The organism is Actinoplanes sp. NPDC049265 (assembly GCF_043197135.1).
Classification (GTDB): Bacteria; Actinomycetota; Actinomycetes; order Mycobacteriales; family Micromonosporaceae; genus Actinoplanes.
Map to the genome: position 1 here is coordinate 1 of NZ_JBICSP010000005.1, position 24,685 is coordinate 24,685.

24 protein-coding genes are annotated in these 24,685 nt (G+C 70.0%); 9 read left to right on the top strand and 15 right to left on the bottom strand.

Features of this window, described 5'->3' with window-relative positions; genetic code table 11:
• A partial coding sequence (locus ACGFIO_RS14550; protein WP_392826427.1) for a hypothetical protein occupies positions 1-942 on the bottom strand: 942 nt, incomplete at its 3' end.
• Positions 943-1,102: 160 nt separating this feature from the next.
• Between ACGFIO_RS14550 and ACGFIO_RS14555 the strand changes: the two genes are divergently transcribed.
• Positions 1,103-3,829, top strand: a complete 2,727-nt coding sequence (locus ACGFIO_RS14555; RefSeq protein ID WP_392826429.1) for a right-handed parallel beta-helix repeat-containing protein — start codon at positions 1,103-1,105, stop codon at positions 3,827-3,829.
• 17 nt (positions 3,830-3,846) lie between these two features.
• Entirely contained in the window at positions 3,847-4,533 is a 687-nt protein-coding gene (locus ACGFIO_RS14560; RefSeq protein WP_392826430.1) for a hypothetical protein, read from the top strand.
• 33 nt (positions 4,534-4,566) lie between these two features.
• On the opposite strand, the gene ACGFIO_RS14565 is transcribed toward ACGFIO_RS14560, so the two are convergent.
• Positions 4,567-4,740: a zf-HC2 domain-containing protein gene (locus tag ACGFIO_RS14565; RefSeq protein ID WP_392826431.1), complete on the bottom strand. Its 174-nt coding sequence runs from the start codon at positions 4,738-4,740 to the stop codon at positions 4,567-4,569.
• Between the two features lie 64 nt (positions 4,741-4,804).
• Positions 4,805-5,413 (bottom strand): sigma-70 family RNA polymerase sigma factor, encoded by a 609-nt coding sequence (locus ACGFIO_RS14570; RefSeq protein ID WP_392826433.1) that lies wholly within the window; start codon positions 5,411-5,413, stop codon positions 4,805-4,807.
• Between the two features lie 240 nt (positions 5,414-5,653).
• Here ACGFIO_RS14570 and ACGFIO_RS14575 point away from each other — a divergent pair, with 240 nt between their 5' ends.
• Complete coding sequence (locus ACGFIO_RS14575) at positions 5,654-6,295, top strand: response regulator transcription factor (protein WP_392826434.1); 642 nt, start codon at positions 5,654-5,656, stop codon at positions 6,293-6,295.
• Positions 6,296-6,345: 50 nt separating this feature from the next.
• Here ACGFIO_RS14575 and ACGFIO_RS14580 read toward each other — a convergent pair whose 3' ends face one another.
• The 5 genes from ACGFIO_RS14580 to ACGFIO_RS14600 all read right to left on the bottom strand — a co-directional run bounded on the left by ACGFIO_RS14580 (position 6,346) and on the right by ACGFIO_RS14600 (position 10,884).
• Complete coding sequence (locus tag ACGFIO_RS14580) at positions 6,346-8,220, bottom strand: S8 family serine peptidase (protein WP_392826435.1); 1,875 nt, start codon at positions 8,218-8,220, stop codon at positions 6,346-6,348.
• A gap of 393 nt (positions 8,221-8,613) precedes the next feature.
• Positions 8,614-9,381 carry an ABC transporter permease gene (locus ACGFIO_RS14585; protein WP_392826437.1) on the bottom strand — a complete coding sequence of 256 codons (768 nt, stop codon included), beginning with the start codon at positions 9,379-9,381 and terminating at the stop codon, positions 8,614-8,616.
• Positions 9,378-10,217 carry an ABC transporter ATP-binding protein gene (locus ACGFIO_RS14590; RefSeq protein ID WP_392826438.1) on the bottom strand — a complete coding sequence of 280 codons (840 nt, stop codon included), beginning with the start codon at positions 10,215-10,217 and terminating at the stop codon, positions 9,378-9,380. The genes ACGFIO_RS14585 and ACGFIO_RS14590 overlap by 4 nt, the downstream gene beginning before the upstream one ends.
• Positions 10,214-10,660: a Clp protease N-terminal domain-containing protein gene (locus ACGFIO_RS14595; RefSeq protein WP_392826439.1), complete on the bottom strand. Its 447-nt coding sequence runs from the start codon at positions 10,658-10,660 to the stop codon at positions 10,214-10,216. The genes ACGFIO_RS14590 and ACGFIO_RS14595 overlap by 4 nt, the downstream gene beginning before the upstream one ends.
• The gene (locus tag ACGFIO_RS14600) at positions 10,660-10,884 is read right to left on the bottom strand and encodes a hypothetical protein (RefSeq protein ID WP_392826440.1); all 225 of its coding nucleotides are present in this window, start codon (positions 10,882-10,884) and stop codon (positions 10,660-10,662) included. The genes ACGFIO_RS14595 and ACGFIO_RS14600 overlap by 1 nt, the downstream gene beginning before the upstream one ends.
• Before the next feature lie 123 nt (positions 10,885-11,007).
• Here ACGFIO_RS14600 and ACGFIO_RS14605 point away from each other — a divergent pair, with 123 nt between their 5' ends.
• Together ACGFIO_RS14605 and ACGFIO_RS14610 are read left to right on the top strand one after the other, a co-directional pair.
• Positions 11,008-11,427 carry a YciI family protein gene (locus ACGFIO_RS14605; RefSeq protein WP_392826442.1) on the top strand — a complete coding sequence of 140 codons (420 nt, stop codon included), beginning with the start codon at positions 11,008-11,010 and terminating at the stop codon, positions 11,425-11,427.
• Between the two features lie 29 nt (positions 11,428-11,456).
• Positions 11,457-12,641, top strand: a complete 1,185-nt coding sequence (locus ACGFIO_RS14610; protein ID WP_392827067.1) for an RNA polymerase sigma factor — start codon at positions 11,457-11,459, stop codon at positions 12,639-12,641.
• A gap of 4 nt (positions 12,642-12,645) precedes the next feature.
• Here the strand turns inward: ACGFIO_RS14610 and ACGFIO_RS14615 are convergent, their stop codons facing one another.
• From ACGFIO_RS14615 to ACGFIO_RS14645, 7 genes are all read right to left on the bottom strand, one after another.
• Entirely contained in the window at positions 12,646-14,232 is a 1,587-nt protein-coding gene (locus ACGFIO_RS14615) for an ABC transporter permease (protein ID WP_392826443.1), read from the bottom strand.
• 1 nt (position 14,233) lies between these two features.
• Positions 14,234-15,124 carry an ATP-binding cassette domain-containing protein gene (locus ACGFIO_RS14620; RefSeq protein ID WP_392826445.1) on the bottom strand — a complete coding sequence of 297 codons (891 nt, stop codon included), beginning with the start codon at positions 15,122-15,124 and terminating at the stop codon, positions 14,234-14,236.
• Between the two features lie 12 nt (positions 15,125-15,136).
• Entirely contained in the window at positions 15,137-15,757 is a 621-nt protein-coding gene (locus tag ACGFIO_RS14625; protein WP_392826446.1) for a helix-turn-helix domain-containing protein, read from the bottom strand.
• A gap of 194 nt (positions 15,758-15,951) precedes the next feature.
• Positions 15,952-17,196, bottom strand: a complete 1,245-nt coding sequence (locus ACGFIO_RS14630) for an FxsB family cyclophane-forming radical SAM/SPASM peptide maturase (protein ID WP_392826448.1) — start codon at positions 17,194-17,196, stop codon at positions 15,952-15,954.
• A 69-nt stretch (positions 17,197-17,265) separates the two neighbouring features.
• Complete coding sequence (locus ACGFIO_RS14635) at positions 17,266-18,045, bottom strand: ATP-binding cassette domain-containing protein (RefSeq protein ID WP_392826450.1); 780 nt, start codon at positions 18,043-18,045, stop codon at positions 17,266-17,268.
• Entirely contained in the window at positions 18,042-19,064 is a 1,023-nt protein-coding gene (locus ACGFIO_RS14640; protein ID WP_392826452.1) for an ABC transporter permease, read from the bottom strand. The genes ACGFIO_RS14635 and ACGFIO_RS14640 overlap by 4 nt, the downstream gene beginning before the upstream one ends.
• A 2-nt stretch (positions 19,065-19,066) precedes the next feature.
• Entirely contained in the window at positions 19,067-20,119 is a 1,053-nt protein-coding gene (locus tag ACGFIO_RS14645; protein ID WP_392826454.1) for a sugar ABC transporter substrate-binding protein, read from the bottom strand.
• Positions 20,120-20,277: 158 nt separating this feature from the next.
• On the opposite strand from ACGFIO_RS14645, the gene ACGFIO_RS14650 reads away from it, so the two are divergent.
• The 4 genes from ACGFIO_RS14650 to ACGFIO_RS14665 all read left to right on the top strand — a co-directional run bounded on the left by ACGFIO_RS14650 (position 20,278) and on the right by ACGFIO_RS14665 (position 24,381).
• The gene (locus ACGFIO_RS14650) at positions 20,278-21,276 is read left to right on the top strand and encodes a LacI family DNA-binding transcriptional regulator (protein WP_392826455.1); all 999 of its coding nucleotides are present in this window, start codon (positions 20,278-20,280) and stop codon (positions 21,274-21,276) included.
• 203 nt (positions 21,277-21,479) lie between these two features.
• Positions 21,480-21,992: a metallophosphoesterase family protein gene (locus ACGFIO_RS14655; RefSeq protein ID WP_392826457.1), complete on the top strand. Its 513-nt coding sequence runs from the start codon at positions 21,480-21,482 to the stop codon at positions 21,990-21,992.
• Between the two features lie 326 nt (positions 21,993-22,318).
• A complete protein-coding gene (locus ACGFIO_RS14660; RefSeq protein WP_392826459.1) occupies positions 22,319-22,609 on the top strand; it encodes a DUF3311 domain-containing protein in 291 nt (96 codons plus the stop codon).
• Positions 22,610-22,611: 2 nt separating this feature from the next.
• Positions 22,612-24,381 carry a sodium:solute symporter gene (locus ACGFIO_RS14665; RefSeq protein WP_392826461.1) on the top strand — a complete coding sequence of 590 codons (1,770 nt, stop codon included), beginning with the start codon at positions 22,612-22,614 and terminating at the stop codon, positions 24,379-24,381.
• The last annotated feature ends 304 nt before the right edge of the window (positions 24,382-24,685 follow it).

A 24,685-nucleotide genomic window follows, 5' to 3' on the forward strand; every position in this document is an offset into this window, starting at 1 on the left:
ATCGTCGCCGCGATACTGAAAAGTCGTAACCTGCCCATCCGCCACCTGCCGAACCAAATGACCATCCGACGAAAACTCCGTCACGTCACCGTTCGGATCAGTCAGGCTGTAACGACCGCCCGCCAGCTTGTGATAAGCCGCCGCCTGCGACTCATCCGCACCCGTCCACTGCTTGATCTCAACGCCATCGGACCCGTACAAAACATGCTGATCACCAGTCGTCGCGACATAATCGTCGCCGCGATACTGAAAAGTCGTAACCTGCCCATCCGCCACCTGCCGAACCAAATGACCATCCGACGAAAACTCCGTCACGTCACCGTTCGAATCGGTCACGGTGCGGCCGCCGCCCGGGCGGCTGTGCTCAGCGGCGTCCGGTTGTGGGCCGGCGGTGTGCGGCCGCACCGCCTCGCCGTCGGCGTTGTATTCGGTGACCGCGCCGCTCGGGTCGGTCAGCGTGTAGCCGCCGTCGGGTGACTGGTGGAAGGTCGCCGCCTGGGCTTCGTCGGCTCCGGTCCACAGTTTGAGCTGAACGCCGTCCGCGCCGTAGAGCACATGCTGGTCGCCGGTGGTGGCGACGTACTGGCCGCCGGGGCGATGTTCGAAGGTGGTGACGTGGCCGTCGACCGTCTGGCGGATGAGCTCGCCGTCGGCGGTGTACTCGGTGACGGCGCCGGTGGGGTCGGTCAGGCTGTAGTCGCCGTCGGACAAGCGGTGGTAGAACGCCGCGCTGGACTCGTCGAGGCCGGCCCACTGCTTGATCTGCACGCCGTCGGAACTGAAGAGCGTGTGGTGGTCGCCGGTGGTGGCCACGTACTGGCCGGCCGCACGGTAGTCGAACGTGGTGACCTGACCGTCCGGTGCCACCTGACGAATGGCCTGGCCGGCCGCGTCATAGTGCATGACCGATCCGTCCGCCTGGTTCACCTGATGATCCGCCATCGATTTCTACACCCCTCAAGCGAGCCACACGCGGCCATGCGGACACGGCGCTTCCACAGATTGCCAGAGAGGTACGGACATCCATCAGTGGCCGAATTAGACGACATCGTCGATCCCGCGCGTCCGTGAACCGGGGGCCCGCGCCGGCCGTTAGGTATATATGGTTGCCACCACTCCGCCGCGACCCCCGCAGGTCAAGGGGCGCGCCACGCAGCGGGTCGCGAGCAAGGGATGGGGCAGTCATCGCACCATCACCGCGGCCTTACGGGCGGCCTCCGCCGGTGAGGTGATCAGTGTGGGGCCGGGCGTCTACCACGAGAGCGTCCTGATCGACCGGGACGTCAGCATCATCGCCGACAGCGAGCACGGCACGGTCGAGGTCGTCTCGCCCGGTGGCCCGGCGCTGGTCAGCCGGGCCGCTCAGGCGGTGGTGCACGGGTTGACGTTGCGCGCCACGCCGGGTTCGGCCGCCGTACACACCAGCGCCGGCGAGCTGGCCATGGTGAACTGCGACATCTCGGCCGGCTGGTTCGAGGCCGAGGGCTGGGCCAAGCCGACCCTGCACGGGACCCGGGTCCACGCGACGAGCGGCATGGGTGTCCGCGTCCACGGCAACGCCCAGCTGAACCTGTTCAACTGCACGGTCGAGGAGATCGACGGTGACGGGGTCGTGGCCGGCCAGTCGGCCCGGGTGACGATGCACGGGACCACGATCGTCCGCCCGACCGGCAGCGGCGTGGTGCTGGCCGAGCAGGTGACCGCCGAGCTGGAGAAGTGCACTGTGGCGCACACCGGCGGGGTCGGGGTGCACGCCCAGGAGCAGGTCCGGATGTGGATCCGGGAGGGCCGGTTCAACGACACCACGGGGGACGCGGTACGGCTGGTCGGGCAGCCGTACGAGGGTGATGGCAGTGCCGCCGCGGACGCCCGATCGGACAGTGACGCCGACCGTTGTGTGGCCGAGGTGACCGACACGGCGATCGCCCGCAGCGGCGCGCACGGCGTTTCCGCCTACGGCGCGGCGCGGCTGACCGTGCGTACCTCCAAGTTCGATGCGGTGGCCCGCAGCGGCGGCTATGCCGATTCGGGGGCCCGGCTGACGATGTCGGACTGCGAGGTGACCGGCAGCGGCAGTACGGGGCTGGTCGCCCGTGGGACGGCCCGGCTCGACGTGGCGGCCTGTGCGGTCGGCCGGTCGGGCGCGAACGCGCTGTTCCTGGACGGTGACTCGGCCGCGGTCGTTCGCGAGTGCACGCTCAAGGCGTCGACCTACAGCGCGGTGCACATGGCCGGGAACGCGTCGGCCGAGCTCGACCGGTGCACGGTGACGGGTACGCCACAGCACGGCGTCCGGGTGACCGGGCGGGCGATGCTGCGGATGTCGGGGGGCCGGATCGAGCGGGCCGAGATGAACGGCATCCAGGTCGAGGAGGACGGTGACGCCACTGTCGCCCATGTGGCGATCGAGAGTGTGGCCGTCGGCATCCGGGTCGAGACGTCGCACCGCCCGCTGTTCGTGGACTGCGCGGTGACGAAGACCTCGCAGGCGGGCATGGAGGTGGCGTCGGAGGCCGGGCCGACGGTACGGGACAGCCGGTTCTCCGACAGCGAGGGCGCCGGCATCTTCCTCGACCGGGACAGCGCGGCCACGATCGAGGACAGCACGGTCCTGGACGTGGGTGGCAGCGGGCTGGTGGCCTGGACGGGCGCGCGGCCGATCGTGCGTACGCTGCGCATCGAACGCCCGGGCAAGAACGGCGTCTACCTCAACGCCGACTCCCGCGGTTTCCTCGACGACCTGTACATCTCCGCCGCCGAGTTCCCGGCCCTGTACATCGGGAAGGGCGCGACGCCGCGGATCCGCCGTGCGCACGTGGACAGCTCGGAGCGTGACCTGAATCTGGCCGACGGCGCCGAGCCCACCTTTGCCGACTGCACGGTCAGCAACGTACGCAACTCGAGCATGCCGGCGTCGAACGCGCCGGCCGTGCGCGCGGTCGCCGGCGGGGGCGGCGCGGGGCCGGCCGCCCCGGACGGCCAGAAGACCGAGGGTGTCACTGAAGCCTTGGACATCGGGGCGCTGCTGCACCGGCTGGACGACCTGGTCGGCCTGGCCGGGGTCAAGAACGATGTGAGCACCCTGGTCAAGCTGATGCAGATGGTGAAGCGACGGCAGGAGATGGGGTTGTCCCCGCCGCCGTTGTCCCGGCATCTGGTGTTCGCCGGCAACCCGGGCACCGGCAAGACCACCGTGGCACGCCTCTACGGTCAGATCCTCAACGCGCTCGGCATGCTCTCCCGGGGCCATCTGGTCGAGGTGGACCGGGGTCAGCTGGTCGGCGAGTATGTCGGGCACACCGCCCCGAAGACGCAGGCGGCGTTCAAGAAGGCGATGGGCGGCGTGCTCTTCATCGACGAGGCGTACGCGCTGGTGCCCGAGGGGCAGTCCAACGACTTCGGGCAGGAGGCCATCTCGACGCTGGTCAAGCTGATGGAGGACCACCGCGATCAGGTCGTCGTGATCGTCGCCGGGTATCCGGGGTCGATGGGCCGGTTCATCGCGGCCAACCCGGGCCTGTCGTCGCGGTTCAACCGGACGCTGACGTTCGTGGACTATCTGCCGGCCGAACTGGTCGAGATCGTCAGCCATCAAGCCGGCGAGCACGAGTACACCCTGCCCGAGGACACGGTGTCCGCGCTGGCCGAGTACTTCGAGTCCAGCGAGGGCGCCAACCGGTCCGGCAACGGCCGGTTCGCGCGGCAGGTCTTCCAGGAGATGACGGAACGGCACGCGTTCCGCATCGCCGAGGTCGACAACCCGACGAAGGAACAGCTGAGCGCCCTCCTGCCGGTCGACGTGCCGGTGCGGGTGGGCGTGGGCGACTGAGGAAAGGAGTTTCGGCCATGGCCGAGGACAATCTCGACGACAAGGTCTGGAACCATACCGGCGACACCGACAAGGCCGAGAACTACTGGAAGAACGACGGCGATGCCGGCAATCCCCTGTCGTGGCACGATACTTTCCCGAGTTCCGAAAACGGCGACACCTCGACGCCGACGGATGTCACCCCGCCCGATCTGACCTGGGTGCCGGAGAAGTGGCCGCTGCCGGCGACGGGCGACCTCGGTTCCGACAACGGCGCCGAGGGCGGCGGCGGTGACACGCCGGTGGTGGCCGACTTCTCGGTCGACATCGGCACTCTCGACGATGCCCAGAACGCTCTGCTGCCGAAGGCCGACACGGCCCTCAAGAGCTACACCTCGCTGAAGACGTCGACGGCGGGCAAGGTGGACTGGATCTTCCAGCAGGAGCACTCGGGTGACCTCGGTACCGAGTCGGTGCAGACCGCCGGCTCGTCCGCGGGCGGCTCGGGTCCGTCGTACCACGACGAGAAGGTCGAGGCCAACGCCGAACTGGTCAAGCAGACACCCAAGATGAAGGCCGTGCTGGACAACATGCTGCTGGCCATCGCCGACTCGGTGAAGCTGGCCGGCGACTACACCAGCTACATCAACACGGCCGCGCAGACGTACGTGTACGCGGACAAGCAGGCGTACATCAAACCGAACGGCACGCCGCCCGCTGCCTGACGGGCCGGGCCGGGGCAGCGGGGCCGGCCGGGGTCACTCGATCAGCGCGAGCGCGGCGAGGACCTCGATCACTTCGTCCGCGCTGTCCCGGCAGCCCGCGCAGATTTCGAGGTGACGGTGCACGGCGTCGCTTTCCACGGGATCGAGCGCGCCCGCGAAATGGGCGCCGAGCAACTCGTCGACGTGGTCGGCGTGGTCTGCAACCAATATCAGATCCTGGGTACGTCGGGTCGTGGCTCGTACGCTCGTGGCGACCCAGACAACGGAGGAACTAGACCGGCGGTTCACCGTTCCGAGTGCCAGATCCACTGTGCTGTCCCGGCCGGAAGTCGAAGCCTCGTTTCACCAGTGCCTCACGCAGGGCACGGAGCGCATAGTAGGTCCGCGACTTGACCGTCCCTTGTGGAACATCGAGCAGTTCGGCCACCTCGGCGACCGGTCGTTCCCGGAAGTAGATCTCGACGACCGCGCTGCGGAGTCGCTCCGGGAGGGCGGCCAGCGCGGCCCGCACCTCCTGGGCGTCGAGCATACGGTCGACGGCGTCCTCCTGCCGGGCGTACGACTCGATGTGCTCGAGGGAGACCTCGTTCGGCCGGGCGTCGGCGGCGCGGATCTGGTCGATGACGATGCGCTTGGCCACGGTGAACAGCCAGGCCCGGCTCCAGCGGCCGTCGTCGTTGCGGGCGTCCGGATTGTTCCAGGCCCGCAGCATGGTCTCCTGCACGATGTCCTCGGCCCGCTGGACGTCGCCGTTGGTCAATCGCGTGACGAAGCTGAGCAGAACAGGGGCGTGCACCTGCTGCAGGTGCCGGAGCGCGTCGGTGTTCTCGTCGTCGGTGAACCGCGGGACGGAAGAAACAGGTTTCCCCACGGCAGTCATGCTGGAACAACCTTTCAACGTTGTCATGTCGGTGATGCGGTTTTCCGGAGCCTGTGGACGGTAAGGCCACCATGTCTGCCCATAGGGGCCGAACGGACACCTCTGGACCACCTCCGGAACGGCCACAAGCCCCTCTTCGGAGACGACCTCGAATCCCCTCCTCGATTCATGAACCGGGGTACCCCCTGGACCGTCTGGTTAGCGGATTCCCGCAGGCGCGGGCGACCGCATGGAGGAGCCGTGTACCAAGTTGCGATCGTGGTGGAGCACCCGATCTCCCGCGCAGGCATGGAGAAGCTGGCGTCCGACGAGAGCGGGATGCACGTTGTCGCCGCCGTCGAGTCGGTCGAGGAGCTGCAGGACCACGGCGGCCGGTACGACATGGTCGTTCTCGACCTGCCGCAGATGACGTCGGCGGCCCTCGACACGGTGGCGAAGGCCGCCGCGGCCGGGCCGACCCTGGTCAGTTCGGTCTGGGACGGCTCGCCGTCGCTGCTGGCGACGGTCCGGGCGGGCGCCCGCGGTTGCGTGAGCCGGCTGGCCGAGCAGCGTGACGTGCGCGAGGCGATGCGCGTGACTACCCAGGGTGGCTTCTACCTCTGCCCCCGGATGGTCGGCAAGTTCCAGGTCGAGCTGGCCAACGCGGGCGCCGAGGAGCAGAGCGGGCTGGCGCCACGAGAGATCGAGACCCTGCGGTTCATCGCGTCGGGTTACACGCATTCGCAGATCGCCACCCGGATGGGCCTGTCGCAGGCCACCGTCAACACGTACGCGAAGCGGATCCGCGCCAAGCTCAACGTGAACAACAAGGCCGACCTCACTCGGATGGCCATCGAACTGGGTCACTTCTCGCAGGGGCGCCGGAGCTCCTCGGCCGCCTAGAACGGAGCAGCCGCACACCGGAAGGTGTGCGGCTGCCGTCGTACCGGCGGTCAGAGAACGTCGGTCACCGCTGTCTCGGTCTTCCGCGGCTTCTTCTCGGCCGAGCCGGCCGCCGAATCCTGCACCACGGTGGTCGCGGACATCGGGCTCACCAGCGGACGTGCCGCCTCGGTGGGCGCCGGCGGAACGGCCGGTGCGGCCGGAATCCCCGGTTCGACCGGCGTGAGCGTGGTGGTCGGCGCGGCCGGCGGAAGCAGCACCGCTCCGGGCGGCGCCGGCGGGATGTGCTGCGTCGGCGGGGCGGGCGGCGCCGGCGGAATGTGCTGCGTCGGCGGGGCGGGCGGCGGAGGCGGCGGACCCTGGCGGTCCCCCAGCGCCGGCTCGGCCTCGGCGTTGTCGTCCTCCTCGTTGTCCAGCAGCATCTTGCGGATCCGCAGGACCAGCAGCACGGCGGCCGCGGTGGCCACCAGCGCGATGATGATGAGCAGCGTCGATCGTCCCTTGGCCGGCTCGCCCAGGCGCATCGACTTGCGCTCACCGGTTTCGGCGGCGGCCTCTTCCGGCAGCACCTTGGTCACCGAGACGGCCGGGTTGATCAGGCCCCAGCCGTACCGGCCGTCCGGCTGGACGTCCCGCACCTTGTCCGACGTGACCTGGATGCGGTGGGCCACCTGGTCGGCCGACAGGTCCGGGTAGGCCGACCGGATCAGCGCCGCCTCACCGGCCACGAAGCCGACCGCGTAGCTGGTGCCACTGACCGCGATCGCGCCCGTACCCGTGATGCCCACGCTGCTCACGTTCACACCCGGCGCCACGACGTGCACGCCGCCGCTGCGGTAGTCGGCCGCGGCCTGACCGTCGACACCGATCCCGCCGACCCGGAGCACTCCCGCGCTCACGTCGGCCTTGGTGTTCACCGGCACGGACGAGAGCGCCGCACCGGCCACGACCACGACGCCCTTCTCGATCGCCTGGTTGGCCGCCTTCGCCACTTCCGGGTCGGTGAGGTCGACATACGCCCCGAGCGCGATGACCGTGGCGCCTTCGGAGACGGCCGAGCCGATGCCGGCGGCGCTGTCCGAGGCCCGTGCCTTGCCGTCCTTGGCGGTGACGCGTACCGGCATGACCGTCGCGTCCGGCGCCATCCCGGCGACCCCGCTGCCCTGGTTGGCCTGGGCCACGATCAGCCCCGCCATCGCCGTGCCGCTGCCCAGGCAGTCGGTGTCGCCTCGCCCGCTGCCGCCGACGATGTCGGTACCGACCGCGACGTGTCCCGCGAGCTGAGGCAGGCTGCCGTCCACGCCGGAGTCGACGATGGCCACCAGCTGCCCTTTGCCGCGGCTCTGGGGCCAGGCCTGATCGGCCGCGAGCCGCAGGGCGGCCCAGTCCGACCGGGTGCTGGAGGCCGAGGTGGTCGCGCACTGCCCCGGCTTCGGCTTGGGGGCCTGGCCGCTCTTGGCCTTCTTGCCCTTGCTCGGCTTGGTCGCGGCCGAGTTGCCGGTCCCGCTCGGCGTGGTGGAGCTTTCGGTCCGCCCGGCCTCCGGCGCCGGCTTGGGCTGGGCACTGCGCGGCGACTTGGTCGGCAGGACGCCGTACTGCACGGTCGAGCCGTTCGCGTCCCAGGGCAGCACCAGCATCCAGCCGGGCCGGAGGCTGGCCGGGTCGGTCAGCAGTCCGCCGTCCGGCTGCTTGCGCCCGGTGTTGAGGTTGAACAATTCGGTGGACCGCTTGCCGTCACCCAGCAACCGGGCGGAGATCTCGGTCAGGTTCTCCGGTTTCCCCTGATACTTCGAGGTCACCGTGTAGTACTTCACGTACTCTTGATCGGCTTTCGCGGCCCAGGCCGGCGTGGAGAGGCCGGCCATCACTATCGCCGCCGCCGCGCCGAGGACGACACGAGCCGCTGATCGTCTGATCCAGGACATCCGTTAACTCACCTTGCCGTCGGGGCCTACGACTTTTCCCGCCTACACGACGAGGCCCACCCGGAGCGGGTTCATCGACTGCCCGAATTTCTCGTCCGCCGATGTTCACCCAGCTCAAGTTCAAGGGCTTGATATACCCGCGTCCGTGCGGGTACAGACCGTATGCTCCCGCGGGCACCGGGCTGGGGCCCATCAGAGATGGCCCGAGCCCTTCCGGCATCGTGCGCGCAAGCCCACCCCAAAGTGGTAGCCCAGCCCGCGGATACCGCCCAAATTCACAGTGGTAGCCACGAGCGGTGTCCGGGTCCCACATAACGCCCGGACCTACCACCCCAAACCACAGTGGTAGCCAGGGGCTGGGTCTGGATTCCGCATGACGCCCGCACCCACGGGTCAGCCGACGCTCCGCAGGAGGCGGGCGCGACGGGCGGCGACCCGGGAACCGGACTCGAGGCGGGACATGCGCCGCAGCAGGACCGGAGCGGCGACCAGCCCGGCCAGCGACCACGCGCCGAGGATCAGGGCGGCGGTGGACAGCTGCCACGTACCCCCGGCCAAGGTCGCGCCGCGCATCCCTTCGCCCAGCCAGTAGACCGGGAACACCTTCGCCGCGGTGGCCACCCACGTGGGCAGGGCGGTGATCGGCACGAAGATGCCGGAGGTGGCGACCAGGGCCAGGACCGGCAACGACAGCACGCCGGCACCGCGTGAGCTGCTGATCAGCGAGCCGAGGACCGCACCGATCGTCTGGGTGGCGATCAGCCCCAGCGCCACGACCCAGATCAGGGTGGGCCATTGGACGGTCAGCCCGGAGAAGAGGATCAGACCGGGGGCGAGCAGGATCGTCAGGTAGGCCAGCACGGTGGCGGAGACCGTCACCAGTTTTCCGATCAGATATCCCCGTATCCCGTCGGGAATCGCCTTGGCCCTGAGCAGGGTGCCGTCCTCGCGGTCGGCGGCCAGGTTCTGAACCATGAGCAGCGTGCCGAAGGCGACGAACATGCCCAGCGTGCCGGGCAGGATCAGGGTGCCGCGGTCGCGCAGCAGCACGACGGCCACGAGCGTGGCGACCGGCCAGAACAGGTTGCCGATGAGCTCGGTGCCGGTGAAGGCCTGACGCAGTTCGATCAGGCCCTGCCGGAGGCCGGGGCGCGGGTTCATGACTGCCTCACCAGGGCCAGGTAGGCGTCCTCGAGGGACGCTCGGCGGACTTCGAGGTCGGCGAGGTCGTCGCCGTACTCCCGGAACAGGTTGTGGACCAAGCGGGTGGAACCGTCGGTGAAGCGGCTGAAGTGTTCGCCGGCGACGGTCCAGCGCACCTCGTCGCGGCCGGTCAGGGACGCGACGGTGCCGTCGGCGACGATCCGGCCGCCGATGAGGACGACGATGCGGCCGGCCAGCCGTTCCGCCTCGGCCAGGTCGTGGGTGGTGAGCAGGATCGTCGTGCCGGTGTCGCGGGCGAGCCGGCCGAGCAGGTCGTGGAACTCGCGGCGGGCCGACGGGTCGAGGCCGGCGGTGGGCTCGTCGAGGAACAGCACGTCGGGCCGGCCGATGATGCCGATGGCCAGGTCGAGGCGGCGCCGTTGACCACCGGACAGGGTGCGCACGAGTTGCCGGGCCTGGTCGGTGAGCCCGACGGCGGTGAGCACCTCGCCGGCGGTCATCGGGGTCGCGTACCCGGTGTAGTAGCCGCCGAGGCAGCCCAGCAGTTCACCGACCCGCCACTTGCCGTGGTCGCGCCACGATTGCAGCACGACGCCGAGACGGGCGCGCCAGCGTTCGTCGCCACGGGCCGGGTCGGTGCCGAGGACCGCGGCGTGGCCCGCGGACCGCGTACGGAATCCCTCGAGAATTTCGATCGTCGTGCTCTTGCCCGCGCCGTTGGGGCCGAGCAGCGCCAGCACCTCACCCGGCCGGCCCATGAAGGTGACGTCGTGCAGGACGTCGGTCGGCCCGTAGCGCATGCGCAGGTTCTCTACCTCGATGGCGGCGGTCATGAGAGTGACTCCCGGACCTGGGCCAGCAGGGCCGCCCGGTCGACGCCGGCCTGGTCGAGCGCCCGCGGCACGGTGCCGGCCTCGGCCGAGAGGATGCCGATCAGCAGGTGGCCGGGCCGCGGCGCGGAACGGCCGGCGGCGCGCATGGCCCGGTCGAGGGCGAGTTGCACCGAGGCGCCGGGGTGGAGCTTCCGGTCGGGGTCGGGGCTGGCCGAGGCCACGTCGAAGGCGGTCGCCGAGACACCGACGGTGCTGAGGCTGTGCTCGAACTCGCGGTCGAGGGCGGCCCGGAAGGCGTCGTGGTCGAGGCCCGGGAGAGGGAGGTCGGGGAAGGGCAGGACGGCCAGCAGCAGGTGTTGTGCCTCGACGGTGGCCGACCGGTCGTGCCGGGCCTCGTCGACGGCCCGATCCATCACCCCGGCGAACCAGGTCTTGAAGTTCATCATCGCCTCCGCAACGTGACGCCGGCGGCGACCAGCCGCCGGAAGTGCTTCTTGTGGACCGCCTGCCGGGTCACGCCGAGCGCCTCGGCGACCCGTGGCCAGCCCCACCCGGCCCGCATCGCCTGTTCGACGGCGGCGTCCTCGATCTGGTCGGCCAGACGGCGCAGGGCGACCACGGCGGCCAGGGCGTCGGCGGGGTCCCGGGGCAGGACGTCATCGGACATGTAAGCAACCGTAGTTGACTAAGCGCGAAATAGTCAACCTAAGTTGCTCAACGCGATTGTCGATCCGGCGCGGGTCCCGTACGACCGGGGAGTGAGAAGGTCGGGACGACGAGAGGAACCATCATGGCGAAGTACATGCTGATCATGCGGGCCACCGACGAGTCGGTCGAGGCGATGAGCAAGGTGTCGTTCGACGAGATGCTGACCACCATGGGGCGCTACAACGAGGAGCTGAAGAACGCCGGCGTGCTGCTCGCCGCCGAGGGGCTGGACGAGGCGGCCAAGGGCGTGGTCATCGACTTCACCGGCGAGAAGCCGGTGGTCACCGACGGCCCGTACGGCGAGACCAAGGAACTGTTCGGCGGCTTCTACCTGCTCGACGTCCCCTCGATGGCGGAGGCGGTCGAGTGGGGCAAGCGGATGCCGCTGATGAACGGCAGCAAGCTGGAGATCCGCCGGGTGCCCTCGATCGACGAGTTCCCGCAGGACAGCGAGTGGGTGGCCAAGGAGCGGGCCTGGCGCGAGCGCACCGGCCAGCTGTGAGTCCGGCGACGCTGGAGGCCGTCTGGCGGATGGAGTCGGCCCGGATCGTCGGCTCGCTGGCCCGGTTCACCGGCGACTTCGCCCTGGCCGAGGACGTCGCCCAGGAGGCGCTGGCCGAGGCCCTGGTGAGCTGGGCCCGCGACGGCGAACCGGCCAATCCGGCCGGCTGGCTGCTCGCCACCGCGCGGCGCCGGGCGGTGGACGCCTTCCGCCGCCGGTCGCTCCGCGAGCGGAAGTACGCGCTGCTGGCCGGCGAGGAGTCCTACGAGCTGCCGTGGGACCCGGACCGGATCGACGACGACGTGCTGGCGCTGATGTTCGTGTCGTGCCACCCGGTGCTCTCTCCGGAGGCCCGGGTGGCGCTCACCCTGCGGGCGGTCGGCGGCCTGGGCACCGAGGAGATCGCGCGCGCGTTCCTGGTGCCGGTGCCGACCGTGCAGGCGCGGATCACCCGGGCCAAGAAGACGATCGCCGCCGCCGGTGTGCCGTTCGAGCTGCCGCCGGCCGGCGAGCGCCGGGAGCGGCTGGGCGGCGTGCTCAGCGTCCTCTACGTGATCTTCACCGAGGGCTCGACCGCCACCAGAGGCGACGACCTGCTCCGGCCGGACCTGGCCTACGAGGCGATCCGGCTGACCCGGATGCTGGTCGCGCTGCAGCCGGACGAGCCCGAGGTGTCCGGCCTGCTGGCGCTGTGCGAGCTGACCGCCGCCCGGTTCCCGGCGCGGACCGGGCCGGACGGCGAACCGGTGCTGCTGGAGGACCAGAACCGCGCGCTGTGGGACCGGTCGGCCATCCGGCGCGGGCTCGCGGCGCTGAAGCGGGCTTCGCGCAACGGCCTCGGTGCGTACGGGCTCCAGGCCGCGATCGCCGCCGCCCACGCCCGGGCGCCCTCGGTGGCCGAGACCGACTGGGAGCGGATCGTGCTGCTCTACGAGGCGCTCGGCCGGGTCGCACCGTCGCCGGTCGTGGACCTGAACCGGGCCGTCGCCGTGGCCCTGGCCGGCTCGGCCGAGGCGGCGCTGTCCATCGTGGACGAGCTGGTCGCCACCGACCGGCTGGCCGGTTCGCATCTGCTGCCGACCGTACGCGGAGAACTGCTCACCCGGCTGGGCCGCACCGCCGAAGCCCGCGCCGAACTCGAGCTCGCCGCACGCCTCTGCGGCAATGCCCAGGAGCGATCGGTGCTCCTGGGCAAAGCCGCGGCATTGGGCTGAGCGGTCAGGCCGGGATGGCCCGCCGGCGCAACGCCGACGCCCCCGCCGCCACCAGAAGCCCGGTCACCACGGCCAGAACCACCAGCGGTGTCCAGGTGATGTCGCTGCCGGGCAGGTGCGGGACGTGCGTGAACGGGCTGACGTCGAGCAGCCACTGGTCGAGCCGCAGGGCGCTGCCGACCACCAGAATCAGCAGGCAGACCGAGAGCGCGCCCCAGGCCAGCCCGGACAGCCGCGGCAGGAGGCCGAAAAGCAACACCGACACGCCGGCCAGCACCCACACCGCCGGCAGCTGGGCCAGCGCCCCGGTCAGCGCGTCGCCGACCACGTTGTCACCGACGATCGCGGTGTACGCCAGCCCCGACACCAGCCCCTCGACCAGCAACAGCACGGCCGGTCCGAGCAGCGCGAAGAGCAGGTGGCCGCCGGCCCAGCGCCACCGGCTCACCGACGCGGTCAGCACCATCTCGGCGTGCCCGGCCGTCTCCTCGTCGCGCATCCGCAGCGTGGCCTGCACGGCGTAGCACGCGCTGATGATGCCGACCATGCCCGCGATCGACGCGAGGTAGCTGTTCACGATCACGTCGCTGCCGCCCATGCGCGCGAAGATGTCGGCCATCGCGGTGCCCCGGCCGATGTCGGCCACACTCTGCCCGACCGCGCCGAAGACCAGGCCCAGCGCGGCGAAGGCGGAGGCCCAACCGATCAGCAGGCCGCGGTGCAGGCGCCAGGCCAGGGCCAGAGGAGTACGCAGGGAGCGCGCCGCCGTGGCCGGCCCAGGGCGAGAAGGGAACAGCCCCGCCCCCACGTCCCGGTGCCCGAGCAGCACCACCCCGGTGACAGTGGTGGCCGCCGCGAACAGCACCGCGAGGACGGCCGGCCACCAGTCGGCCTCGCCGTACGGATAGATGTGCTGCACCCACCCGATCGGCGACACCCACGACAGCCAGGACAGCGGCCCGTCACTCATCGCCGACAGGTCGCCGCCGAGCCGCAGCACGTAGGCCAGCCCGACGGCCAGCACCCCGATCGACCGCGCCCCGCGCGCACCCCCGGTGAGCTGCGCGGCCACCGCCGCGACCCCGGCGAACGCCCAGCCCGCGGCGGCCATCGCGACCCCGGACCAGATCGACCCGGCGACCGGCAGGTCCCGTCCGATCAGGCCGAGCGCCACGATCAGGCCCAGCACCAGAGCGGCCCCCATGGTGGTGATCAGGGCCGCGGCCAGTGGCGCCCGCCGCCCGATGACGCCGGCGCCGACCAGGTCGACCCGCCCGGCCTCCTCGTCGGCCCGGGTGTGCCGGACGACGGTCAGCACCACGAACACGCCGAGCATGACCGGCAGGAACCCGGCCCGCCAGATGGCCAGCTCGGCCACCGTGTCGCCGTGCAACTGGCCGTAGAGGGCGACGAACCCGGCGTTGGTCCGGCTGATCCGCGCGTAGTCCAGCCGCTCGGCGTCGGTGCTGAACAGGCCCTCGATGGTGGTCACGTAGGCCGCCGGCAGGATGCCCAGCACTAGTACCCAGAGCGGCATGATGAAGCGGTCCCGGCGCAGGATGAGCCGGATGAGTTTCCCCGTGCCGGTCATGTCACGCCCCCGCCTGGTACTGCCGCAGGAACAGTTCCTCCAGCGTCGGCGGCTGGCTGACCAGGTTGCGTACGCCGACCTGGACCAGGGCCCGCAGGGCTTGGTCGAGCGCGCCGGTGTCCACCTCGAAGGCGACCCGGTCACCGTCGACGCTGAGGTTGTGCACGCCGGCCAGCGTGGCCAGGCCGTTGGGCGAGCCGGCGAGCTCGGCCCTGATCGAGGTGCGGGTGAGGTGGCGCATCTCGTCGAGCGTCCCGGTCTCGACCGCCCGGCCCTCACGGATGATCGTGACCCGGTCGCAGAGCGCCTCGACCTCGGACAGGATGTGGCTGGAGAGCAACACCGTACGGTCGCCGCGCTGTTTCTCCTCGCGGATCACCTCGCGGAAGACCTCTTCCATGAGCGGGTCGAGGCCGGAGGTGGGCTCGTCCAGGATCAGCAGCTCCACATCGGACGAGAGGGCGGCGACCAGGGCGACCTTTTGCCGGTTGCCCTTGGAGTAGGCCCGGCCCTTCTTGCGCGGGTCGAGCTCGAAGCGGTCGAGCAGGGCGTCGCGGCGCTTGGTGTCGACGCCGCCGCGCAGCCGCCCGAGCAGATCGATCACCTCGCCGCCGCTGAGCGTGGGCCAGAGCGTGACGTCGCCGGGCACGTACGCGAGCCGCCGGTGCAACGCCGTGGCATCCCGCCACGGGTCGCCGCCGAGCAGGGTCGCCGTGCCACCGTCGGGCCGCATCAACCCGAGCAGGATCCGGATGGTGGTGGTCTTCCCGGCGCCGTTCGGGCCCAGGAAGCCGTGCACCTCCCCGGTCCGCACCCGCAGATCCAGCCCGTTCAGAGCGGACGCGCGCCCGAACCTCTTGATGAGCCCCTCGGCATCGATGGCCTCGGTCATGGCTACTCCTCGCTAGTCCTGTTCAGGAATGAGGGAATCCAGTGCCTTGAGTGCCTGCTCGCCCTGCTCGACGGTGAGCAGCGGCCGGCTGAAGATCTCGACCGACGCGCGCAGCATGCGCCGGTGCCCGGCCGGCGTCGTCGTGTCCTCGCCGAGCACATGTGAGATCTGATCGCGCATCAGGAACATGCTGATCTTCATGGCGATCAGCACCGCCAGATAGGCCTCGGGGTCGGAGGGGTGGAAGCCGGCGCGGCTCAACCAGAGCCGCCCCGACTCCATCGCGGCGTCGAACAGCGCCGTCGAGTCGCCCTCCATCATGGAGCGCACGAGGTACGACTGGAGCCGCATCGCGGTCGGGTGCACCGCGGCGAGGATGGCCGGATCCATCATCGCGTCCGGTCCGAGCAGGCGTTCGCGGAGCTCGGTCATCTTGCCCATGGCGTACTCGTCGCACGCCTCGCGCAGCCCGTCCTTGGAACCGAAGTGGTGCCGGAGCAGGCCGGACGACACGCCGGCCCGGTCGGCGATGTCGCGGACGGTGGCGGCCGCGACCCCGCGCTCGGCGAACAACTCGATCGCGGCGTCCCGGATCCGGGCTCGTGCCGTGAGGTCCCCGTTTTTACTACTCACGTGTGCAGGCTACTACACAAGCGTGTAGTCGGCACCACCCCAACCCGGGCGATGCGTATTTGTGCTCAGAGCGCTCTGAGCACAAATACGCATCACTCCGGGCCGCGCTCAGCAGCTCAGTGGACCGCCTCAGTGGACCGGCTCAGTGGACCGGCTCAGCGAACCGGCTCAGCGAACCGGCTCAGCGAACCGGCTCAGCGAACCGGCTCAGCGGACGGCCGCGCGGCCAGCCCCTTCAGGTCGGCCGCGAGCCTGGTTCGGATGTGGCCGATCAGCAGACGGAGATCGGCGCAGTAGACCGAGGGCTGACGGAAACCAGCCCCCGGCCGATAGCGATGCGCATAGTGGCCGCCGCCGCACACCCGGTGCACCGAGCAGCTCAGGCACTCGTCCGACAACGCCCGCGGGCCGATCTGGCGGGCCACCACACCGGGATCGTCGAACGCCGCGTCGAACTCGTCACGGGTCACGTCCAGGCCGGTCGCGCCGGCACCCTCGTACGCCGACTTCAACGCGTCGACCTGCTCGATCGCGCCGTCGGTCTCGATCACCAGCGTGGCCGACGGGCTGAGACCGACCTGCTCGCCCCCGCCGCTGCCGCCCAGCACCAGGCGCATCACGTCCTCGAAGATCCGCACCCGCGGCGCCGCCAGTTGTGCGTACCAGTGGTCGAACGCCGCGACCAGCCATTCCCCGTACGCCGTGGGTGAGGCGCCGGCCGGCAACCACGGTCGCGACCGGTGATTGGCGTGCGGCAGCAGGAAGTCGATCACCGGCGGTTCGAAGGCGGCCAGTTGCTCGTACGTCGCCACCGGATCGGTGTCCGGCGCGATCGTGCACAACAGCCCCGCGTAGAGCGATCGGTTCTCCGGCCGTAGGAGCAGACGCAGACCATCGCGTACGGCCGGGAAGCTGCCCGCCCCGCCCCGGAGCTTGCGGTGCCGGTCGTGGTCGGCTTGGGTGCCGTCCAGGCTGACGCCGCAGCTGATGTCGTGTTCGCGCAGCACGGCCAACGTCGCGTCGGTCAGGCGTACCCCATTGGTCTGCATGCCGATCTCGACCGTGACGCCCTCGGGGGCGGCGGCGCGCAACTCGGCGGCCAGCTCGCCGAGCCGTCGCGGGCCGTAGAGCAGCGGCTCACCACCGTGCAGGATCACCCGGACCCGGGCCAGCCGGTGGCGCTCGGCGTGCCGGCCGATGGCCTCGGCCGCGGCCCGGCGGACCGGCTCGGACATCATCCGCGGCCGGTCGCGCCAGGTCTGGTCGGCCTGCTCGTACACGTAGCAGTAGTCGCAGGCCAGGTTGCAGCGCTGGTGGACCTTGAGCACGACCTCACGAAACGGCGTCGGCGTCCACCCGGCCGCTCTGAGCGCGGCCGGGTCGAGTTCGGCGTACGGCCACCGGGCCGCGGATCGATGCACATGCGTAGCCGGCCACACGCCGCGAGAGTACTTCCACCGCTCGCTGATGCGTATTTGTGCTCAGAGCGCTCTGAGCACAAATACGCATCACCCGGGCCCGGCGTGCGGTGGCGGCGGTGCGGCGCCGGTCATGATGGCCACGGCCTCGGACATGGAATGCGACTCCGGGGTGATGACCGTGGCCCGGCGGCCCAGGCGCTGGATGTGGATCCGGTCGGCCACCTCGAACACGTGCGGCATGTTGTGGCTGATCAGGATGACCGGGAGGCCACGGTCGCGGACGTCGCGGATCAGCTGGAGCACCCGGTTGCCCTCCTTGACGCCCAGCGCGGCGGTCGGTTCGTCCAGGATCACCACCTTGCTGCCGAAGGCGGCCGACCGGGCCACCGCCACCGCCTGCCGCTGGCCGCCGGAGAGCGACTCGACGGCCTGGCCGATGTTCTGCAGCGTGCCGATGCCCAGCTCGGACATGTGCCGCCGGGCCTCGGAGCGCATCGCCGACCGGTCCAGCATCCGGAAGACCGAGCCCAGCACGCCGGGTTTGCGCTGCTCCCGCCCGAGGAACAGGTTGTCGGCGATGTCCAGCCCGGGGGCCACGGCCAGGGTCTGGTAGACGGTCTCGATGCCCGCCTCGCGTGCCTCCATCGGGTTGCGGAACACCACCCGCTGCCCGTCCAGGAAGATCTCCCCGCTGTCCGGCACCAGCGCACCGGACAGGGCCTTGATCAGGCTGGACTTTCCGGCGCCGTTGTCACCGATCACGGCCAGGATCTCGCCCGGGTAGAGCTCGAGATCTCCGCTCTCGATGGCCGTCACGCGTCCATAACGTTTCGTGAGCCCGCGGGCCTGAAGAACCGGAGTCGTCATGACTTGACCTTCCGAATCCACTGGTCGAGCGAGACGGCGACCAGGACCAGCAGGCCGATCGCGAATCCCTGCCAGACCACCTCGACGCCGCCCAGCTGCAGGCCGTTGCGGAAGACGCCGACGATGAGCGCGCCGATCAGGGTGCCGAGCACGCCGCCGCGGCCGCCGAAGAGGCTGGTGCCGCCGAGCACCACGGCGGTGATCGAGTCGAGGTTGTACTCGGTGCCGACGTTCGGGCTGGCCGAGGCCAGGCGGCCGATCAGGATCCAGCCGCCGACCGCGTAGAGCAGGCCGGCCACCGTGTAGACCGAGAACAGCACGCGGTTGGTCCGGATGCCGGCCAGGCGGGCCGCCTCGATGTCGTCGCCGGTGGCGTACACGTGCTTGCCCCAGGCCGTGCGCCCCAACGCGTAGTAGAAGACCGCGAAGAGCAACAACATGATGATCGAGCCGTACGTGAGCCGAAAGCCACCGATCGGGATCGTCGAGCCGGTCCACGACATGATGGCCGGCATGTCGGAGCCGCGTACCGTCTCGCTCTCGCTGATCACCGAGTTGAGCGAGAAGAAGATGGTCAGCGTGCCCAGCGTGACGATGAACGGCGGCAGTTTGATCCGGGTGACCAGGAAACCGTTCAGCGCGCCCATCGCCGTTCCGCAGATCAACCCCAGGATCAAGGCCACGACTCCGGGTACGCCGAGCTTCACGCAGAAGTTGGCCATCAGAATCGACGAGAACACCGCGATGGCGCCGGTGGCCAGGTCGATGCCCGCGGTCAGGATGATCAGGGTCTGCCCCAGGGCCAGCACCGCGATCACGGTGACCTGAGCCAGCACCAGGGACAAGTTGGGCGCCGAGAAGAAGCGCGTGTTGACGATCGAGAAGGCGATGATGGCCACCACGAGCACGGCCAGCGGGCCGAGCACCGGGTTGCCGTGCAGGATGTGCTGGATCCGCAGTCCGAGCGAGTCGTGCTGACGGGTCTCGAACTCGGGTTCTTTCACTGCTGCCGTCGTCATGATCAGCCCCAGCAGTTCTGCTTGCCCCAGGCCGAGTCCTTGGCATCGACTCCGGTCTGCGGCTGGTCGGTGATCAGGGTGGCGCCGGTGTCCACGAAGTCCTTGCCCGCGGACGCCTGCGGCTTGGTGCCGTTCTTGGCGAAGTCGGCCACCGCGGCCACGCCGTCCTCGGCCATCTTGAGCGGGAACTGCATCGAGGTGGCGCCGATGACGCCGGCCTTGACGTTGTCCACGCCCGGGCAGCCGCCGTCGATCGAGACGATGGTGACCGTCTTGTCCTTACCGGCCGCCTTCAACGCCTGGTAGGCACCGGCCGCGGCGGGCTCGTTGATGGTGTAGACCAGGTTGATCGCCGGGTCCTTCTGGAGCAGGTTCTCCATCGCGGTACGCCCACCGTCCTCGGCGCCGTCCGTCACGTCGTGCCCCGAGATCCGCGGGTCGTTCTCATCCCCGATCCGGTTGTTGTCACCCACCGGGATGCCGAAGCCCTCCAGGAAGCCCTGGTCGCGCTGCACATCGACGGAGACGCCGTTCGGGTTGAGGTCCAGCATGGCGATCTTGGCCTGCTTGCCGTCCTTGGCGAACTTGGCTTTCGCCCACTGCCCGATCAGCTTGCCCGCCTGCCGGTTGTCGGTGGCGAAGGTGGCGTCCACGGCGTTGGCCGGATCGGTCGGCGTGTCCAGGGCGATGACCAGCATGCCCTGCTGTTTGGCCTTGTCGATGGACGGGACGATCGCCTTCGAGTCGCTCGGGGTGATCAGGAAGCCCTTGGCGCCGGCCGAGATCAGGTTCTCGATCGCCTGCACCTGGGCCTCGTTGTCGCCGTCCTGCTTGCCGGCGAAGGACTGCAGCTTGACGCCCTGGGCGGTGGCCGCCTTCTGCGCGCCCTCTTTCATCTTGACGAAGAACGGGTTGGTGTCGGTCTTGGTGATCAGACCGACCACGGGCTGGTCGCCGCCGCCTCCGCCGTCGCCGCCGCACGCGGCGACCCCCGGGATCAGCGTCAGGGCGGCGCATGCGGCCATCGTGGACCGCAGCGTCCGGTAATGGCGCATGTTACCTCCAAATCGATTTAGCAATCGCGCTCAATCAGCGGGGTGCGTAGCACCTGACGCGAGACAACGTTGTCTCCACTAGACGCCGAGGCGCATCGAGTGTCAACAATGAGTTTCAGACTTATTGCCATCTGTGATCACCGTGGAGGTGAGCCACCGTGGCCGGCGGATCGCGGCCCACCATGAAGGACGTCGCACGGACCGCCCGGGTCAGCCTCAAAACGGTGTCCCGGGTGGTGAACGGCGAACCCACTGTCGCGCCCGACCTGGCCGCCCGGGTCCACGCCGCCGTCGAATCCCTGCACTACCGCCCGCACCTCGGCGCCAGCATGCTGCGCCGCAACGACCGCCGCACCCGCACCATCGGCGTGCTCCTGGCGGACTTGGCCGGCCCGTTCTCGGCGGCACTGCACCGCGCCATCGCCGACGAGGCCAGCCTGCGCGACGTCCAGGTCCTGGCCGGCAGCACCGACGAGGATCCCCACCGCGAACGCGAACTGACCGCCGCGTTCACCCAGCGGCACGCCGACGGCCTGATCGTCGCCCCCAGCGGCCCCGACCAGTGCCACCTGCGATCACTGACCGACATCCCGGTGGTCCTGGTCGACCGCCCCAGCCCCGGCCTGCCCGCCGACACCATCCTGGCCACCAACACCGCAGGCGCCCACGATGCCGTCCGTCACATGCTCGCCCGAGGTCACCGCCGGATCGCCTTCCTGGGCGACCACGACGGCGTGGCAACCGTCCGGGACCGCTACCGCGGCTATCTCACCGCCTTGACCGACGCCGGCGTCCCCGCGGTCGAGCCGCTCGGGTGGGCGGAGGCCACGGCTCTGGCTCTGCTCGACGGCCCCACGCCACCGACGGCCATCTTCACCGCACACCACCTCCTCACCATCGACGCCGTCCGAGCCCTGCGACTCCGCGGGCTGCATCGCCGCATCGCCCTGGTCGGCTTCGACGACTTCCCCGCCGCCGACCTGCTCGACCCCGGCATCACCGTGGTGGCCCAGGATCCGGCCCGGATGGGCCGCACGGCCGCGCGGGCCCTCCTCGAACGCATCGACGGCATGACCGGCCCACCCCGCGAGTTCTGGATCCCGACCAACCTCATCCGCCGCGGCTCGGGCGAGATCCCGCCACCAGTCGCAGGTTGACGTGCCCACCGACCGGCGTTGTTGTCCGCGCCCTCGGCGAACGCCGCCTCCTCGCCGCGGCCGACGCGGTCGCCCGCCCACCGGCTTCGGACCGCAGCCCCCGGCCCCATCACGTCGACGGAGCCCAGCGCCGCATCTTCGCCGCCTACCGCCAGTCGTGGTGACCCTCCGGGCGTGGATGGAGGCGCCGTAGGGTGAGGTGGGTGCGCCTGGTGATGATGTCTGACACCCACAGCCGGAAGCTGCCGCCGCAGCTGTGGGCGGCCGTCGACGCGGCGGATGTGGTGTTTCACGCCGGGGACTGGGTCGATGAGGGGACGCTGGACGCGCTCGGGGAGCGGGCACGGCGGCTGGTCGGGGTGTACGGCAACAATGACGGGGCCGGGCTGCGGGCGCGGCTGCCGCTGGTCGCTCGGGTGGAGATGGGCGGGGTGCGGTTCGCGGTGGTGCACGAGACGGGGGCCAAGCAGGGGCGGGAAAAGCGCTGCGCCGCCGCCTATCCGGATGTCGACGTGCTGGTCTTCGGGCATTCCCACATCCCATGGGACACCACCGCCGACACCGGGTTGCGCCTGCTCAATCCGGGCTCACCGACCGACCGGCGCACCCAGCCGCACGCGACCTACCTGACCGCGACCGTCGCCGGCGGCTCGCTCTCCGACGTCGTCCTGCACCCCATCCCCCGGCTTGGCGAGCCGACGACCGCTGCGGGGTAAACCGTGCGGCCGCCGTCCTCGGCGCCGATCCTGGCCCCGACCGCGGCGTTTACTGGCGGCAGCGCCGGTCGGAGGCGACGTTCGCTGCCCGGCTCTTGGCCGGTGTCGCGAGACAACGTCACCCCGGCCAGAGGGCCAGAGGTATCGATTGTCAACAATCGGATGAGGTGCATTCGGCCTAATGACACCCGGGCCGCCTGGACGGCCGATTTTTGCCCGGCCATCTTGATCTCTCACCGCCGACGGGCGACGGTGTTGATCCGAGCACACTGTTGATACGTATCAAGGTTCATCCAGGTCATACTCTGTCCGACCAGGGAGCAGGCATGTCAGCTACCCGCTTTGGACCACCCACCGACTGGCCTCCGGCCGCCGGACCTCGACACAGCGCCTCGGAAGATCACCGGACCCGGTCACAACGCACCAGACGCCGCCGCAAGGACGCCAGCCCGTGGAATTGGCTGCTGCTCATCCCGATCGCGCTGCCGCTGCTGCCATTTCTCTACAACCGCGTCGAGCCGACCCTGTGGGGGCTGCCGTTCTTCTACTGGTGCCAGCTCGGTTTCGCCTTCCTGGCCAGCCTGATCCTCGCCATCGTGCACATCAAGGTGCGGTAGCCGTGGGAGAGAACGCCGTTCAGATCATCGTGTTCGTGATCGCCTTCCTCGGCGTCACGCTGCTCGGCTTCGCGGCCGCGCGGTGGCGCCGGCCCGACTCCATCCACAGCCTCGAGGAATGGGGCCTGGGCGGGCGCGCCTTCGGCAACTGGGTCACGTTCTTCCTGCTCAGTGGCGACGTTTACACCGCCTACACGTTCGTCGCCGTGCCCACCCTCGTCTACGGCGTCGGCGCCGCCGGCTTCTTCCCGGTGCCGTTCCTCGTGATCGTCTATCCGATGGTGTTCATGGTGCTGGCGCGCTTCTGGTCGGTCTGCCACGTGCACGGCTTCGTCACACCGGCCGAATTCGTCCGCGCCCGGTTCGGCTCGCGCGGACTCGGCACCCTTATCGCCGTTCTCGGCATCGTCGCCACTATGCCGTACATCGCCCTGCAGCTACTCGGCATGGAGGCGGTGTTCGAGGTGATGCACCTGCCCAAGGGCTGGCCGCTCACCGTGGCCTTCCTGGTCCTGGCGGTCTACACGTTCAACTCGGGCCTGCGCGGCCCGGCACTGGTGTCGATCGTCAAGGACACCCTGGTGCTGTGGGCGGTGTTCTCCGTCCTGATGATCGTCGCGATGACACCCGGCAGCTGGGAGTCGGTATTCCGGATCGCGGAGCTCAGATTCGCGGCCACGCCCAGAGTCGACGACGGTGTACTCCTTCCCGCATCGAGCCAGCTCAACTATGTGACGCTCGCCTTCGGCTCGGCCGTGGCGTTGTTCCTCTACCCGCACACGCAGACCGCCGTGCTGGCCGCCCGCAACCGCGGCACGTTGCGACGCAACCTGGCCGCCCTGCCGATTTACACGCTCAGCCTCGGCGTCCTCATGCTGGTCGGCTTCGCCGCGTTGTACGGCGGCAAGGGACCGATCGGCGGCAACCCGAACACGGTGGTCCCGCAGTGGTTCGCCGAGAACGCGCCGGCCTGGGGCGCCGGACTGGCCTTCGCCGCGATCGGCGTGGGCGCGATGGTGCCGGCCGCCATCATGTCGATCGCCGCCGCGAACCTGTTCACCCGCGGCATCTACCGCGAGTACATCCGCCCCGGCGCGAGCCAGCGGGAGGAAACGTACGTCAGCAAAGCGTTCTCGCTGACCGTCAAGTTCGGGGCCCTGCTGGTCATCCTGCTGCTCAACACGCAGTTCGCCATCGACCTGCAACTTATCGGCGGTGTGGTGATCATGCAGACACTCCCGGCGGTGGCCCTCGGCCTCTACACGCGCTGGTTCCATCGTTACGCGCTCGTCGCGGGCGTGTTCGCCGGCCTGGGGATTGGCATCCTGATGCTCTATCAGGTGCCGAAGCTGGGTGGCCCGGCCGGAAGCACAGTGGTACGCGAGCACTTCGGTGGGTCGGCGTGGCCATTGGCCAAGATCGGCATCGACAGCGACGCGAGCATCTACGTCGGCGTCGTCGCCCTGGCGGTGAACCTGCTCATCGTCGTGGTCGCCACCCCCATCCTCCGGTCGATCTTCCCGGACCGCCCCGACCTCACCGTCGAGGACGACTACGTGGCCGACGAGGGCGACTCGAACGTGCGCCGGATGACCGAGATCCTGGACGGTTCCCCGATCGGCGCCGAGGAACCCGCGTCCGACCCTCGCTACCACCCGGCCGCGGCTCGCGCCATGACGGCCCAGCGATTCGTCAGCCTGCGAGCCCCGGCCGGCCGACGCGACGACCGGGCCGAGAGCCGGTCCGGCGAAGGGCAACACTTCGCTCCGTAACGTTCTCGTCCCGTGGGACACCACCGCCGACACCAGGCTGCGCGTGCTCCATCCGGGCCCACCCCGAGAAGTCGTAAACCGTCGAGGACCTCGCCGGTTTGGCCGCCCCGCGGCCTTGGAGTCGCCCGCCCGGCCCGGCGGGAGCGAGGGTCTGTGCCACCCACCCAGGCACGACATCCTGTTCTTGATCTTGGGGGTCTCGGTGACCAGAAGATCTGCGCCACCCGGCTCTTGATCTAGGAGGTGGAGTACGGGATGGGAGCGTCTCTATAACGAAGAAGACTCCGATTTGTCGTGGTGGGGC

What these genes read in the sequence shown, in the direction of transcription:
- ACGFIO_RS14635 (WP_392826450.1), bottom strand. Translation starts at nt 18,045, where the DNA reads ATGACGACTCCGGTTCTTCAGGCCCGCGGGCTCACGAAACGTTATGGA.
- ACGFIO_RS14595 (WP_392826439.1), bottom strand. Translation starts at nt 10,660, where the DNA reads ATGAACTTCAAGACCTGGTTCGCCGGGGTGATGGATCGGGCCGTCGAC.
- ACGFIO_RS14580 (WP_392826435.1), bottom strand. Translation starts at nt 8,220, where the DNA reads ATGTCCTGGATCAGACGATCAGCGGCTCGTGTCGTCCTCGGCGCGGCG.
- ACGFIO_RS14605 (WP_392826442.1), top strand. Translation starts at nt 11,008, where the DNA reads ATGGCGAAGTACATGCTGATCATGCGGGCCACCGACGAGTCGGTCGAG.
- ACGFIO_RS14615 (WP_392826443.1), bottom strand. Translation starts at nt 14,232, where the DNA reads ATGACCGGCACGGGGAAACTCATCCGGCTCATCCTGCGCCGGGACCGC.
- ACGFIO_RS14555 (WP_392826429.1), top strand. Translation starts at nt 1,103, where the DNA reads ATGGTTGCCACCACTCCGCCGCGACCCCCGCAGGTCAAGGGGCGCGCC.
- ACGFIO_RS14620 (WP_392826445.1), bottom strand. Translation starts at nt 15,124, where the DNA reads ATGACCGAGGCCATCGATGCCGAGGGGCTCATCAAGAGGTTCGGGCGC.
- ACGFIO_RS14660 (WP_392826459.1), top strand. Translation starts at nt 22,319, where the DNA reads ATGTCAGCTACCCGCTTTGGACCACCCACCGACTGGCCTCCGGCCGCC.
- ACGFIO_RS14640 (WP_392826452.1), bottom strand. Translation starts at nt 19,064, where the DNA reads ATGACGACGGCAGCAGTGAAAGAACCCGAGTTCGAGACCCGTCAGCAC.
- ACGFIO_RS14610 (WP_392827067.1), top strand. Translation starts at nt 11,457, where the DNA reads ATGGAGTCGGCCCGGATCGTCGGCTCGCTGGCCCGGTTCACCGGCGAC.
- ACGFIO_RS14585 (WP_392826437.1), bottom strand. Translation starts at nt 9,381, where the DNA reads ATGAACCCGCGCCCCGGCCTCCGGCAGGGCCTGATCGAACTGCGTCAG.
- ACGFIO_RS14645 (WP_392826454.1), bottom strand. Translation starts at nt 20,119, where the DNA reads ATGCGCCATTACCGGACGCTGCGGTCCACGATGGCCGCATGCGCCGCC.
- ACGFIO_RS14560 (WP_392826430.1), top strand. Translation starts at nt 3,847, where the DNA reads ATGGCCGAGGACAATCTCGACGACAAGGTCTGGAACCATACCGGCGAC.
- ACGFIO_RS14570 (WP_392826433.1), bottom strand. Translation starts at nt 5,413, where the DNA reads ATGACTGCCGTGGGGAAACCTGTTTCTTCCGTCCCGCGGTTCACCGAC.
- ACGFIO_RS14590 (WP_392826438.1), bottom strand. Translation starts at nt 10,217, where the DNA reads ATGACCGCCGCCATCGAGGTAGAGAACCTGCGCATGCGCTACGGGCCG.
- ACGFIO_RS14600 (WP_392826440.1), bottom strand. Translation starts at nt 10,884, where the DNA reads ATGTCCGATGACGTCCTGCCCCGGGACCCCGCCGACGCCCTGGCCGCC.